At 71.6% G+C, this 13,840-nt stretch carries 12 protein-coding genes; 2 read left to right on the top strand and 10 right to left on the bottom strand.

The genetic code is table 11. From position 1 onward, the window contains the following. Position 1: 1 nt before the first annotated feature. From ABZ857_RS20360 to ABZ857_RS20385, 6 genes are all read right to left on the bottom strand, one after another. Positions 2–1,117, bottom strand: coding sequence for an aminotransferase class I/II-fold pyridoxal phosphate-dependent enzyme (locus tag ABZ857_RS20360; RefSeq protein WP_357045041.1), 1,116 nt, complete (start codon positions 1,115–1,117; stop codon positions 2–4). 47 nt (positions 1,118–1,164) lie between these two features. Next, on the bottom strand, positions 1,165–1,734 hold the full coding sequence (locus ABZ857_RS20365; RefSeq protein WP_357045043.1) for an EF-hand domain-containing protein: 570 nt from the start codon (positions 1,732–1,734) through the stop codon (positions 1,165–1,167). 125 nt (positions 1,735–1,859) lie between these two features. Beyond that, positions 1,860–2,516, bottom strand: a complete 657-nt coding sequence (locus tag ABZ857_RS20370) for a response regulator transcription factor (RefSeq protein WP_357045045.1) — start codon at positions 2,514–2,516, stop codon at positions 1,860–1,862. Positions 2,517–2,707: 191 nt separating this feature from the next. Then, on the bottom strand, positions 2,708–3,640 hold the full coding sequence (locus tag ABZ857_RS20375) for a hypothetical protein (protein ID WP_357045047.1): 933 nt from the start codon (positions 3,638–3,640) through the stop codon (positions 2,708–2,710). 166 nt (positions 3,641–3,806) lie between these two features. Next, positions 3,807–4,736, bottom strand: coding sequence for a hypothetical protein (locus tag ABZ857_RS20380; protein ID WP_357045049.1), 930 nt, complete (start codon positions 4,734–4,736; stop codon positions 3,807–3,809). Between the two features lie 79 nt (positions 4,737–4,815). Next, a complete protein-coding gene (locus ABZ857_RS20385; protein ID WP_357045051.1) occupies positions 4,816–6,657 on the bottom strand; it encodes an AMP-dependent synthetase/ligase in 1,842 nt (613 codons plus the stop codon). Positions 6,658–6,840: 183 nt separating this feature from the next. Here ABZ857_RS20385 and ABZ857_RS20390 point away from each other — a divergent pair, with 183 nt between their 5' ends. Beyond that, positions 6,841–8,148 carry a condensation domain-containing protein gene (locus tag ABZ857_RS20390; RefSeq protein WP_357045053.1) on the top strand — a complete coding sequence of 436 codons (1,308 nt, stop codon included), beginning with the start codon at positions 6,841–6,843 and terminating at the stop codon, positions 8,146–8,148. Positions 8,149–8,239: 91 nt separating this feature from the next. Next, a complete protein-coding gene (locus ABZ857_RS20395) occupies positions 8,240–8,491 on the top strand; it encodes an acyl carrier protein (RefSeq protein ID WP_357045055.1) in 252 nt (83 codons plus the stop codon). A gap of 14 nt (positions 8,492–8,505) precedes the next feature. On the opposite strand, the gene ABZ857_RS20400 is transcribed toward ABZ857_RS20395, so the two are convergent. Genes ABZ857_RS20400 through ABZ857_RS20415 form a run of 4 tightly spaced genes read right to left on the bottom strand, consistent with a single transcriptional unit; the run spans position 8,506 to position 13,786 of the window. After that, on the bottom strand, positions 8,506–9,720 hold the full coding sequence (locus ABZ857_RS20400; RefSeq protein ID WP_357045057.1) for a cytochrome P450: 1,215 nt from the start codon (positions 9,718–9,720) through the stop codon (positions 8,506–8,508). Further along, positions 9,717–11,699, bottom strand: coding sequence for an amino acid adenylation domain-containing protein (locus ABZ857_RS20405; RefSeq protein ID WP_357045059.1), 1,983 nt, complete (start codon positions 11,697–11,699; stop codon positions 9,717–9,719). The genes ABZ857_RS20400 and ABZ857_RS20405 overlap by 4 nt, the downstream gene beginning before the upstream one ends. Then, positions 11,689–12,501: a hypothetical protein gene (locus ABZ857_RS20410; protein ID WP_357045061.1), complete on the bottom strand. Its 813-nt coding sequence runs from the start codon at positions 12,499–12,501 to the stop codon at positions 11,689–11,691. Before ABZ857_RS20410 ends, ABZ857_RS20405 begins: the two co-directional genes overlap by 11 nt. Beyond that, entirely contained in the window at positions 12,494–13,786 is a 1,293-nt protein-coding gene (locus ABZ857_RS20415; protein ID WP_357045063.1) for an MFS transporter, read from the bottom strand. The genes ABZ857_RS20410 and ABZ857_RS20415 overlap by 8 nt, the downstream gene beginning before the upstream one ends. Positions 13,787–13,840: the final 54 nt, after the last annotated feature.

The following is a 13,840-nucleotide window of genomic DNA, read 5'->3' on the forward strand; positions in this document are numbered from 1 at the left end:
CTCACTGGTGGGGGGAGCCGCTCTCGGTGAGTGCGGCGAGCAGCCGGTCGTTGTGGACGGGTTCTCCGACCGAGATGCGCAGGTGGCCGTGCCAGCCCATGGGATCGGGCACAGTGGCCAGTCCCGCGGCGCGGAGCCGGGCGGCGACCTCGGAGGCGGGGCGTTTCGTCCGCACGGTCACGAATCCGGCCGCGGAGCGGACCTGCTCGACCCCGGGGCAGCGACGCAGCCCCGCGGCGAGCCGGTCGCGTTCCTCGACGAACAGATCGATGCCGTGGCGTAGCCCGGCCGGATCGGCCAACGCCGCGGCCGCCTCCGTGATCACAGGCGTGGGCAGGGCGAAGGGAAGGCGCGCCCGCCGCAGTGCCGACACGATCCCGGGGTGCGCGAGCACCGCGCCCAGGCGCAGCGCGGCCAGGCCGAGTGCCTTGGACATGGATCGGACGACGACGAGGTTCGGATGGCGGGGGACGAGATGGCGATGCGAGGGGCGGCGGGTGTACTCCGCGTAGGCCTCGTCCACCACGACGAGGCCGTCGAAGGCGGCCAGCAGGCGCTCGACCTCGCCGGGCCGCAGCGACGTCCCCACGGGGTTGCCGGGGTCGCACACGATGACGCCGGCGGCCCCCGACCCCGCCAGCGCCGCGACGTCGAGCCGGTCGTGCGCGATGCCGGCGAGCGGCACCCGAAGCCGTTCGATCCCGTGGACGACGGCCAGTTCGTCGAAGAGCGCGAACGACGGAGGCGTGAGCGCGACCGCGTCCGCGACCGGTTCGAAGAAGGTGCGGAACAGCAGGTCCAGGGCGTCACCCGCGCCCCGGGTGAGCAGGATCGTCTCCGGACCCCACCGCCAGGCCCCTGGCGGACGCGTATTCACTGCGGAGCCGGTCCCGTCGCCTTCGACGACGTCCAAGGCGTCGGCGTACAGGCGGACCAGCTGACGGTTCATGTTGTCGGGGTAGCGCCGGTGGGGGCCGGCGAAGGGGTTCTCGTTGTCCCTGAGGTTCACCAGCCCCTCGTCCTCGGGGCGGGACTCGAACAGGAACGACGGGCGGAGCGACCTGATCGCCCTCCGGGCGGGCCACCCGCCCGCCTCGGCCGAAGCCCGCCGCGCCACTCGATCCACGGGGGCCGCGGCGGGCGCCGATCCGGCCGGTTCGCCCATCAGCGGCTGGGCGCGGTCAGACCATGGACGGGGATGTCCCCGCTCGGCGACGCGTAGTAGTCCACGATCGTCGCGGCCCACACGTCGACCGGGACCCGGCCGTCGCCCGACTCGTCCAGCTGCTTGAACAGGGTCTCGCTGTTGGCCCTGGGGAATCCGATCGCGGTCATGCAGATGAGGAAGCCGTCCAGCTCGATGAACCCGTCGTCGTCCCGGTCGGCCAGGGCGGCCAGGGACTGCGCGTAATCGGCGACGATCTCCCGCGCCTCCGCGGCGGCCCCGAGCCTCGCGGTGTATTCCCGCAGGTCGATCCTGCCGTCGCCGTCGGTGTCGAGCGCGGCACGCAGCCCTTCCCAGTAGCGCCGGTGCCCGGTCAGAACCGCCTGGCCCTTCCGCGAGCCCTTCGGCTCGCCCGCAGCCGCCAGGATCTCGGCGGCCAGCCGCTCGAAGTCCTCCCCCTCCAGGTAGCCGTTGCCGTCGGTGTCGAGCATCTGGAACCTCAGCCGGAGCCGTTCGAGCACCGCGGGGCTCGCCTCGGCACCCGGCGCCTGGGCGGACTCAGCAACCATTGTCGATCTCCCATCGCTTTGCGTACTCACATGAACACACGAAGCGATGGGAGATGAAAGGGCTCCAACCGGCGCCGGAAACAAGAAGTTGGAGTCCAGTTCGTGGTTCTCCGCCGGCCCCGGCCTCAGCGGCGGGGGCGGTAGCGCAGGATGCCGATGTCGCGGCCGGCCGCGGGCCACAGCCAGCCGCACTCGGAGGCGATCTGAATCGCCTCGACGCGTGAGCGGGCGCCGACCTTGGCGAGGATGCGGGACAGGTAGTTGCGGACGGTGCCCCGCGACAGCGACAGGCGGTCGGCGATCTCGCCCACGGTGGCGCCGCACGCCGCGGTCTCCAGGACGTCCAGCTCGCGGGCGGTCAGCGGGTTGCTGTCGGCGTCGAGCGCGGCCACCGCGAGCTCGGGGTCGATGACCCGCTCCCCCGTCGCCACGCGGCGGATGCAGTCCACCAGATGACCCGGCGAGGCGTCCTTCACGACGAAGCCGCGCACGTTGGCGTCCAGCGCCTTGCGCAGCGCCATGGGCGTTCCGAGCCCGGTGAGGACGACGGTCTTACAGGAGGGCAATCGGCGGTGCAGCTCGGCCGCCGCGGTGAGGCCGTCGACACCGGGCATCCCGATGTCGAGCACCGCGACGTCGGGGCGCCGCAGGCAGCCGAGCCTGACGATGTCCTCGCCCTTGTCCGCCTCGGCCACCACCTCGAGGTCGTCCTCGCTCGACAGCAGAGCGACCAGCGCCTTGCGGATGAGGTGCATGTCCTCGGCGAGCATCAGTCGGATCAAAACAGACCCCCTACACGCGGTGCGAGCGGATGCTCGCCGTTGGTGACCGCGGCGCTTCACTCACTATGAAGGTTCCGCGCGTATGCCGGGACCTCTCTACCCGAACTGTCACCTTTAATCAGGAACCGCGTCAGAGAAAAAGCCGGACGCCCGGCCCCCTCCACGGGAGCCGGGCGTCGCGGTCGGGCTTCCTAGTGGCGCCAGACCTTCACGTAGTCGGTCGCCTCGGAACCCTTGAGACGCCGGTTGCCGTCGAACCGCACCGCCCAGGTGCCGGACCGCCAGGCCCGGACCGTGGTGGCGAAGTCGCCGTCGTCGTCGGTCTCGATCGTGTCCACGTACTGCCACCTGCCGGAGCCCGAGGGCTGGAAGTAGACCTTCACGTCCTGCGAGCCCAGCCAGTGCCAGTCGTTCCAGTAGTCGCGGCCGTCGGAGCAGTAGCGGTCGCCGCCGCGACGGCCGGAGTAGTCGTCCCAGTCGTCGTAGTACCAGTCACCCCAGCACTGCGCGACCTGTAGCGTGCCCTCCAGGGTCAGCGCGCGGCCCTTGCGGACCGGCTCCGGCGAGGCGTCGAAGCCGGCGATGCGGGTCGCCTTCGGGCCGCTCGGGCGCGGCCAGTGCCACTGCTTGCGCTTCACCGTGAAGGAGCGGTCCTCGGTGTACTTCTTGCCGTCGAGGCCGATGGCCTCGACGTGCACCTTGTAGGTGCCGGCCCGGTCGCTCCAGTCGAAGCGCCACGACCGCGACGCGCGGTCGAACTTCGGACCGTCGTTCGGGCCGCCCTTGCGCTTGCCGAACCAGTGGTCGCCGCCGTCGTCGCCGCGGCCCCTCGGACCCCACAGGTCGATGTCGACGCTCTGGACGTCCTTGGTCGTGACCCGGGCGGTGACCCGGGCGGACCGGCCCTTGCTGACCACCACCACGTCCGGGTCGACGTCGACCGACAGGATGCGCGGGTCGGGCGTGTACGGCTTGCGGGCGTTGTCCGCGGCGGTGTCCCCAGCGCTGGGGCTCGGCGTGGGCGTCGGCGAAGGCGCGACAGGCTCCGCGTACGCGGGCGCAGTCGCGAGCGCCGTGGCGCCCATGGCGACCGCTACCAGGGTGGTAGCGACTCGTTTCACCATGAGGGTGTTCCTCTCCCCGTCCAACAACGCACCCCGGTTTGGGGCGCGCCTACGTCATAGACGTCACAAGGAAGAGAAAAGTTGCCTCACTCTCGATTAAAGAGATTACGAAACGATAACTGTCCTTTGCGACTGTTTTGTGCCATTTGCGGCAGTTAATGCCTGTTCATGCTTCTCGTTGCGGGCTGGCGTCGGCGGCATAACGGGACGTACCGGCGTATTCAGCACGCCACGTGCCCTCGCCATCCGCGCGGACCCTTGCGGTGAACCAGCCGTCCCTGCGGGTGACCGTCTCCCCCACGGTCTTCCAGCGGGACGACCCGGCGGGGCGGAAGCAGATTCTGACCCTCTGCCCGGGGAAGGGCCGGTAGTCGACCTTCCCGACCGGGTCCACCCGCAGCAGCGTCCCGGTGACGCGCACGGCGTCCCCGTCGCGCGCCACCTTGAGCCCCTCGATCTCGGTCGCCCGGCGCAGGTTGAACCCCACCCGGGCGACGGCCCGCTCGCCCCGCGCGTTCACCGCGGTCGCGGTGACCGTCCACGGGCCGCTCGGATACCACCGCGACAGCGGCTTGTCCGGGAGGAACCGCCAGGTCTCCCACTCCCCGGACGAGGTCCGCCGGGCCGGCCGGCGGTTCACCGGCGACGCGCCGACCACGCCGGGCATCGCGGCGGACGCCAGCCCGCCCAGGCCCGGCAGGGGCACGGCCGCGGGTACGGCCGGGGGTATGGCCGGGGGTACGGCGGAGCCGGGGGAGACCGTCGGATCCGGAGAGGCGGACGGCACCGGCACGGCGTCGCCGGACGGCGGCGAGGGGGTCGCGCCCGGCTCGGGCTCCTTGCCGGGCCCCTCCTCTCCCGGCTCGTCTCCTCCCGAGGGGGCGCGGCCGGGTTCCAGGACGACGGAGACGCGGTCCGCGCCGCGCGCCACCACGTCCACGACCAGCCGCACCGACCCGCTCGGGCCCACCACCGGGTCGGACGGGCGCACCTCGACCGAGCGGATGGCCAGGTCGCCGGAGACAGTGGCCGGCGCGGCCGCCGCCGCCGTCGTGGCGGCCGCGAGGACCAGCGTCGCGAGCAGAGGTCTCGTCATGCCCCGTGACCGTACGCACGCCGGGCCGCCGTCCCGCCCCCGACACACTCCCGGTCCGGTAAAAACTCCGTTCGGTGAATCAGCCGGCCCCGTACAGCTCCTCGATCACCTCGGCGTACCTGGCGTGGACGACGCGGCGCTTGAGCTTGAGGCTGGGGGTGAGCTCATCGGTCTCGGCCGTCCACTCGACGGGCAGCAGCCGCCACCGCTTGACCTGCTGCACCCGGGCCAGCTTGCGGTTGGCGGCCTCGACCGCGGCCTCGACCTCCTTCAGCACGTCGCGGTGCCCGGCCAGGTCGGACAGGGAGCCGAAGGCGATGCCGCGCGCCCGCGCCCACTCGGGCGCCACCTCGCCGTCCAGGGTGAGGATCGCCACCGGGTACGGCCGGCGGTCCCCGTACGCGAGGGCCTGCCCGATGAGCGGGTGCTCCTTCAGATGGCCCTCGATGACGGCCGGGGAGACGTTCTCCCCGCCCGAGGTGATGAACAGCTCCTTCTTGCGGTCGACGATGCGGACGAAGCCGTCCTCGTCGATCGACCCCACGTCGCCGGTGTGCAGCCACCCGTCGGCGTCGAGAAGCTCGGCGGTCGCCTCGGGCAGGCCGAGGTAGCCCCGGGTGTTGAGCGGGCTGCGCGTGAGGATCTCGCCGTCCCCGGCGATCCGCACCTCGACTCCCGGCTCGGCCCGGCCCACCGTGCCGAGCTTGAAGACGTCCGGCGAGTTGACGGTGAAGGCGCCGGTCGTCTCGGTCATGCCGTACACGTCGATGACCTTCAGGCCGAGGCCGGCGAAGAACCGCTGCACCTCGGCCGGCATCGGCGCGGCGGCGGTGGCGCACCAGCGCGCCCGGTCGAGCCCGATCAGGGCGCGGACGACCGACAGCAGCGCGGCGTCGGCCCGCTCGTACGCCTCCCGCACCTCCGGCGTGACCGTGTGGCCGTACTGCAGCCCCTCCACGTAGGCAAGCCCGGCGGCCATCGCCGCGCGCACGTTCTCCTGCTGCTCGGGCGGCTGCGTGGCCAGCAGCGCCTGCAGCCGGGCCGTCATCTTCTCCCAGACCCGGGGGACGCCGAAGAACAGCACGGGGCGCACCTGGCCGAGCGTCGCGCCGAGGTTCGCCATGTCGGTGCAGAAGTAGACGTGGTTGACCTTGACCAGCGGCAGGTACAGGCTGAGCACCCGCTCGGCGATGTGGGCGTAGGTGAGGTAGGAGATCTGCGTGCCGTGCACGGGCAGGTCGATCATCCGCTGGGTCGTGGCGATCTCGAACAGCACGTTCGCGTGCGTCAGCGGGACGCCCTTGGGGTTGCCCGTCGTTCCCGAGGTGTAGAGGACGGCCAGCGTGTCCTCCGGGGTCACCGCGCGCCAGCGCGCCTCCACCGCGTCCGGGCCGGCGGCCAGCTCGCCGGCGCCGAGCTTCAGGAACGCCTCCCAGCTCAGGAAGCGCTCGTCGCCTTCCGGTGCGCCCTCCAGCATGACGATCCTCGTCAGCGCGGGCAGCTCGGCGAGGATCGGCTCCCAGCGGGCCAGGTCGTCCGGGCCGCCGAGCACCGCGATCCGCGCCCCGACGTCGCGGGCGACGTACGCGATCTGCTCGGGGGCGAAGGTGGCGTAGACGGAGCAGGGGACGGCGCCCGCGTGGACGGCCCCGAGGTCGGCCAGCACGTGCTCGCTGCGGTTGACCAGCATCAGCGCGACCGCGTCGCCCGGCCGCAGGCCCAGCGCGGCGTAGCCCGCGGCGATCTGCAGCACCCTCGCGCGCGCCTCGGCGTAGGTCAGCGTCGTCCAGCCGTCGCCCGCGGGATCGGAGTAGGCCGGCGAGTCCGGATGCTCCGTCGCGGCCCACCTGAGCTGCTCGCAGACCGTCCTTCCCGCGATCTCCCGCTCGATCGCGGCCCGTTCCTCAAGTACGCCGGTCATCGCGCCTCCCAACGGGGCATCTCGCACGCGTGGCATGCATCGCACCACAACAGATCAGCGCGGACAAGACCCCGGTGGTGAGCAAACGCGGGCGGCGCGGAGCCCGCGAACGGCGGAGATACGACGTATCGGCGTGGAGCCCGGGACCCCATCTCGGCGATCATTACGGCTAGGATGATGCCGATGAATCCCACCTTCGCGGCTGGAGCCCCGGTTACCCGGGTACGCGCCTCTCGCGCACAGGAGTCACGCTGGCGCGGATCCGCCTTCGACACGGTGAACCGCGTCTACCGCTTGCGGGGTCCGCTGGAACCCGGTCCGCTCGGTGAGGCCCTCGCCGTCGTGATCGGCCGCCATGAGGCGCTGCGGTGCAGCCTGCACCACGAGGGCGACCTGATGATGTGGATCCACCCGGAGGTGCCGACGCCTCTGCGCCACGTCGCCGCGCCGGGAAGCACGCCCGCGGAGCGCGAGGCGTGGCTCTCCTCCTGGCTGGCGGAAGAGGTCAGACGCCCCTTCGACCGCGGCGAGGCGCCGCTCCTTCGGGTGACGCTGGTCCGGCTCGACGAGGCCGACCACGTTCTCGTGATCGTCGTCGACCACATCATCTCGGACGGCTGGAGCGTCGAGGTTCTCGTACGGGAGCTGAGCGCGGCCTATCGCGCGGCTATCGGCGAGGAGACGGAGCCGCCCGCGGCGGCCGGGCAGTACCCCGAGTGGGTCGCGCGTCAGCGGGCGGCCTTCAGCGAGGAGCTCCTGGCGGCGCGGGCGGACTTCTGGAGGGACAGGTTTCCCGGCGGGCCGCAGGACGTCGCGGTATGGCTCTCCGGTTACCGTGCCCCCGAGGAGGCGCCGTCGGGCCGCGCGGGGGTCATCGAGGCCGTGCTCGACGACGAGATCACCGGCGCGCTCCGGCGGGCGGCGCGTCGTCTCCGGGTGACGCTGAACGTCCTGACCGCCACCGTGCTGGTGCGGCAGCTGCAGAAGGACACGGGGCAGGAGCGCATCGCCCTGTCCACCTCGTCCGCCTCACGTTTCGGCCCCGAGACGGCTTCCATGATCGGATACCTCGCCAGCACCATATGGGTGCCGACGACGTTGGGGGGTGCGGAGGATCTGCCGGCCGCGATGCGGGCCTTCCACCGCGACATGCTCGACGCGATCGCGAAGTCCGACGTGCCGGCCCGGGCCGTGTTCGAGCGGCTGTGGGGACGCGACGCGCGTGCGCTGATGGACCAGGTGCCGCAGGTCGGCTTCCTCTGCACGCCCTTCTGGGGCGAGTCGCTCGTTCTCCCGGGAGTGGACGTGGAGGCGAGCGAAATCGACGACGGCTGCGCCGACGCCGCCCTGTCCATGTACCTGACCGACCGAGGTTCCCGGATCGAGGTGCAGGCGCGGTACGAGCCGGAGACCCTGGAGGACGGGTATCCGCGGAGCCGGCTGGACGACTATGTCGCCGGTCTCGTGGAGGTCGCCGGCCGGTTCGGCTGAGGCGGCCGGCGCGGGCCCTCCCGCGGGCCCACGCCGCCGGGAATGCACGTGGATCGATGCGAAGATTGCCGCAATCACCGGGAGACCGAGATTGAGTGACACCGCCTACGTCGAGCTTGTGCGGAAGATGATGTCCGAGCTCCTCGGCACGCCGGACATCGAGGAGACCGACGACCTCTACAGTGCCGGTGGAGACTCGTTCACGGCCATCCGCCTCGCGTGGCGTCTCTCCGAGGCGACGGGTGTCGAGCTGAACGTGGCCGAAGACATCATGCCTGAACCGACGCCCTGCGCGATCGCCCGGATCCTGGCGGACCGGTCACCGGGCGCGGTCGCGGAGTAGCGGCGCCGGCGCCGTCAGCGCGTGAGGCTCAACGGCAGTCCGCTGATGCCGAGGATGAAGTTGGACCGCACGCGCTTCACCGGCCCCTCGACGGCCCACCTGACGCCGCTGTCCAGCAGGCGCCTGAACAGGATCGACAGCTCCACCTGCGCCAGGGAGGCGCCGATGCACCGGTGGACGCCGCTGCCGTAGGACAGGTGGCGGTTGGGGGATCGCGCGACGTCGAAGCGGTCCGGATCGGCGAACTGTTCCGGATCGCGGTTGGCCGCCACGTTCCACAGGGTCACGGAGTCCCCCTTCCGGATGGTTCTGCCGGCCATCTCCACGTCCTTCGCGGCGATCCGCTGGACGTACGCGTTGGTCGAGCTCCACCGCAGCATCTCGTTGATCCCGCTGTGCAGCAGGTGGGGATCGCCCAGCAGCTTCGCGTGCTGCTCCGGGTGCTCGGCCAGCGCGATCATGCCGGCGGAGGCAGTGTGCGAGGTCGTCTCGTTGCCTCCGACCGCCACGTTCATGCAGTTGAAGACGACGTCCTCGTCCGACAGCCTGCGGCCGTTGATCCTCGCCTCCGCGAGGATGCCGACCAGGTCCGTGCCGGGGCGCCTGCGCCGCGCCTCCAGGAGGTCGTAGAAGAACTCGAAGATCTCGCTCTGGATCGACGCCAGACGCAGCCGCTCGTCGCCCGACAGCTCCACGTATGACGAGTCGCGGAAGCCGATCATCCTCCGGGTCATGTCGATCAGGGCGTGCGCGTCGTCGTATCCGATGTCCATCATCCCCATGAGCGCGCCGGCGGGCAGCTCGGGACCGATCTGTGTGGCGAAGTCGCATCCCCCGTCGGAGAGCGCGCGATCGACAGCGGCGTCCACCAGGACGGTCACCCGGCGGGCGATCCGGTCGATCGTCTCGGGTGCGAAGGCACGGTGCATCAGCTGCCGGAGGAGACGGTGCCGCGGCGGGTCCGACGACACCAGCATCCGGCCCGCGGCGGTGTCCGCCTCGTTGCGGTACGACCCGCCGAGCATCGCGCCGCCGGACGACAGGAACGAGGCGTGATCCAGGTATGCCGCCGTGACGTCGCCGTAGCTGGTCAGCGCCCAGAACCCGGACCCGTCCGGGAGCGGGTGCCAATGGACCGGGTCGTGCTCGCGCAGCGAGCGGAGCATGCCGTGGTGCTCGCCCCGGGCGAACACGTCGACGTCCGTCAGGTCGACGACTTCCGGTGTCATGAGGCGCCGCACCTCCGCGCGGTCACGAGATCCGCCAGCTCGCCGAGCACCGTCACGGTCAGCACGTCGTGCATGTCGAGGGAGACGCCGAGGTCGCCGCCGATCCGGCGGCGCAGGCGGAAGGAGAGCATGGAGTTGCCGCCGAGGGCGAAGAAGTCGTCGTGGACGCCCACCTCCTCCACGCCCAGCAGGTCCTCCCACACCTTCGCCAGGTAGTGTTCGACCTCGTTGCGCGGGGGGACGGCGGTGCTGCGACGGCGAAGCTCGTCACGGGCCATCCGGAGCAATCGGCCGGTGTCGCGTTTGCCGTGGTCGTTCGCCGGTATCTCACGTACCAGTGCGAAGGCTCCGGGGACCATGTAATCGGGCAGCACCTCGGCGGCGTGGTCCCGCAGGTCGCGCAGCGACAGCGCCTCACCCGCCACCAGCGCGACCAGATGCTTGCCGTCGCCCTCGCCGCTCACCACGACGGCGAGGTCGCGAACGCCGGGGTATCGGCTCAGGAGCCGCTCCACCTCCCGCGGCTCCACCCGGTAGCCGCGCACCTTGACCTGGTCGTCCACCCGGCCCACGAACTCGAGCAGGCCGTCGTCGCGGCGTCGGGCGAGGTCCCCTGTGGCGTACATCCGGCCGCAGTCCGGAGCGAAGGGATCGGGCAGGAAGCGCGAGGCGGTCAGACCTGGCTGCCCGAGATAGCCGCGGGCCACCCCCGGCCCGCCGATGAAGATCTCACCGACCTGGCCGTCGACGACCGGCCGGCGGTCGCCGTCCAGCAGGTAGACACCCGCTCCGGTCAAGGGGACGCCGATCGGCACGTTCACCTCGTCGGGGCCGACCGCCTCGATGTGGTACGCGGTGCATGCGGTGGTTCCCTCGGTCGGGCCGTACAGGTTGTGGAAGGCGCCCGCGAACGAGCCGGACAGCAGTTCCCTGCAGGCCGACGGGAGGATGACGTCGCCGCCCGTGTGCAGGATCCGCAGGCTGGAGAACGCCTCCCGGTCCTCGTGCACGACGTGGTTGACCGCCATGGTGGGCGCGAGCATGGCGGTGACGCGCTGTCGTCGCAGCTCGCGTTGCAGGTCCGTGGCGACGAGGTCGGGCATGGTCGGCAGGACCACGATCTCCGCCCCGGCGGCCAGCGTGCACCAGACCTCGAAGTTGAAGGCGTCGAACGACAGGCTGGAGACGTGGCCCACCCGATCCTCGGGCACGAGCCGGGGCAGCGCGGAATTGAGCGCGAAGTAGCCGAGGTTGCGGTGTTCCAGCACGATGGCCTTGGGCACCCCGGAGGACCCCGAGGTGAACAGGACGCACGCCGCCTGGCATCCCAGCACGTCGTCGCCCGTCAACGGCGCGTCGTCCTGCCCGGTGAGCCGCTCGGTGAGCTCCTCGACCGTCACGGCGGTCACCCCGGCCGACGCGAGACCGGGCAGCAGCCGGGACGAGGTGATCACCAGGCGCGCCCCGCTGTCGCGGATCATCAGGTCACGCCGGGCGTCGGGATACCGGGTGTCGACGGGGACGTAGGCCCCGCCGGCCTTCAGGATCGCCAGGAGCGCGACGAAGACGTCGGCTCCCCTGGGCAGGTACACCGCCACCCGGTCCTCACGCGAGACCCCCGATCGTCTCAGGGCCGCGGCCATGCGCCCGGACTCCCGGTCGAGGTCGCGGTACGTCAAGGCACGGTCGGCGTCCGTCACCGCGCCGCGGTCGCCGTGGAGCCTGACGGTTTCGCCCACGATCGCGGTCAGGGTGTCGTGGGGGCACGTGGCCCGGCCGGCGCACTGCGGGCCGGGCCACGCGTCGCCGGTCGCCTCGACGGCGGCGATGCACCCTTCGTAGTCGCCTTCCCGTCCTGCCGGGCGCCACCCCGGCGGAAGCGGCCGCTCCACGGGCCAGACGCTGAGATGCCCGGCGTCAGAGCGCACGACCGAGAACCTGCGTCCGGTGTCGTTCCAGGTAGCCGCATCAGATCGCATGGCCGGACCCTTTCCGGAGTGTCGACAGAACGGTCGAAAGGACGTCGGGATGCACCAGCAGGTCGTTCCGGCTCGCCGCGACGCGCACCGTCCGGGTGGCGGTGGCGCCGGGCCAATCCGGCGCGCAGGAGTGGTCGCGAGAGACGATCTGCACCGCGGGCCCGCCCCAGTGTGACCAGCACGCGTTGTGCGCGGCGATCAGATGACCCAGCCAGTCGCGGTAGAAGTCCGCCACCGCCTTGGCCTCCGCGCGGGCGACGGCCGCCTCCCCATGGGCGGCGGCTCTTTCGCCCAGCTCCAGCAGCCCCTCGTGACCGCGCCGGAGCGCCTCTTCCGGTTCGTCCCGGATCAAGGCGGCGTCGAAGGCCGGCGGCGGGGTGCGCTCCTCCCCTGTCAGGCCCAGCAGTTCGCCCAGCTTCTCACTGGCGAGCACGTACTGCTCCTCGATGGCCCGGGCCGTCGCCGGTTCACCGTCGAACAGCACAAGAGGCACCGGTGCGCCGCCGGCCGCGCGGATCGAGGCGGCGACCTCCTGAGCGATGGGCGCGGCCATACAGTACGCGAGCACCGCCAGCACCCTGCCGCCGGACGAGCCGTGCCCGTCCAGCAGCCCTTCGGCGTACGAGGCCGCGGTCAGCAGGCGCGGAAAGGGGGGCTTCAGCAGGTAGTGGACGGTGTAGCCGTGTGACTCGAGGCCAAGGGACGAGACGGGGGCCTCGGCCCGCCGGCCGGGGTAGTCGAGCACCAGCACGACGCCGCCGGCCGCGCCCGAGGTGTCATCCGCCAGACACTGTTCATCCATGTTCCATCCCTGTCTGCGAGGTCGTCGGCAGGGCCTCGACGCCCGCCGCCGGTCCCGACTCGACCGGCTGAGGCGACAGGGCCCAGGTGACGGGCATGGCCAGCGCCGCCCCGGTCACCACCACATAGAGCACCGCGGCGCCGATGAGGACGACGTCGGCGCCCAGCCCGGCCGCCATGGGCCCGACGATCGCCAAGCCGATCGGGCGCAGCACGGTGGAGCCCAGCCAGTCGTAGGAGACGACACGAGACAGCACCCGTTCGGGCACGTGGTTCTGCAGCGTCGCCTCCCAGACCGCGTCCGCGAAGGCTATGGCCGCGCCGAAGAGCAGCGACGTCGCGGCGAGCAGGTACACCGGCGCGGCGAAGGCCAGTGCGACCAGCACGACCGGCGCCGTCAGCAGCGCTCCGCCGAGGGCCGCCAGCGGGCGGGCCGGATGCCACCGGATCGCCGCGAAGCTGCCCAGCAGCGAGCCCACGCCGAGACACGCGGACATCACCGCCCAGGCGGTCTCGCCGCCCAGCGACGTCTCGGACACCAGGGGGCCGAGCACCATGAAGGCGGACAAGACCGCGAACTGGAACAACGCGAAGTTGAAGATCCAGGAGCGCAGCCACGAGCGGGACGTCACCTCTCCCCAGCCGTCGGCCAGGTCCCGGAGGAAACTGTTGCGTTCCTTCGCCGCGCCGCGCTCGGGCGTACGGACGCGCAGCAGCAACAGTCCGCTGATGCCGAACGAGGCCGCGTCGATGGCGAGGGTCCAGGCGGGGCTGGACACCGCGAGGATCACTCCGGCGAGCACGGGCCCGAGGATCCCCGCCATGCTGGACATCGAGTACATGAGGGCGCTGCCGCGTTGCCTCAGCTCGGACGGCAGCAACTGGGCCAGCAGCCCGCTCGACGCGGGGCGGTAGAAGGCACTGGCCGTGCCGTGGACGGCCTGCAGGACCACCATGGCCCACAGGGGGGCGTGGCCGGTGAAGAGCAGGGCGGCGAAGACGGCCTGGCTGACCAGGCGTACGACGTCGGATGCCACCATGATCAGCTGCCGGGGCAGCCGGTCCGCCCACACGCCGCCGGTCAGCACGAAGACCGCGAGCGGGACGGTGCGGGCCAGCAGCACGACGCCGAGCGCGGTGGCGGACCCGGTCACCTCCAGCACCGCGAAGGCCAGTGCCACCGTGACGATCTGGTCACCGAGAAAAGACGCGGTGTTCGCGAGGAACACCGAACGGTAGCCGGGTGACCGCAGGGGGGCCAGCGAATCCTTCAGTGCCACCCTCACCGAGGGCTCCTTCCTTCCGTTCGGCCACCGTCGCACCTACCGGGGACACGCCTG

Source organism: Microbispora sp. NPDC046933 (assembly GCF_040644635.1).
In the GTDB taxonomy this organism is placed as follows: domain Bacteria; phylum Actinomycetota; class Actinomycetes; order Streptosporangiales; family Streptosporangiaceae; genus Microbispora.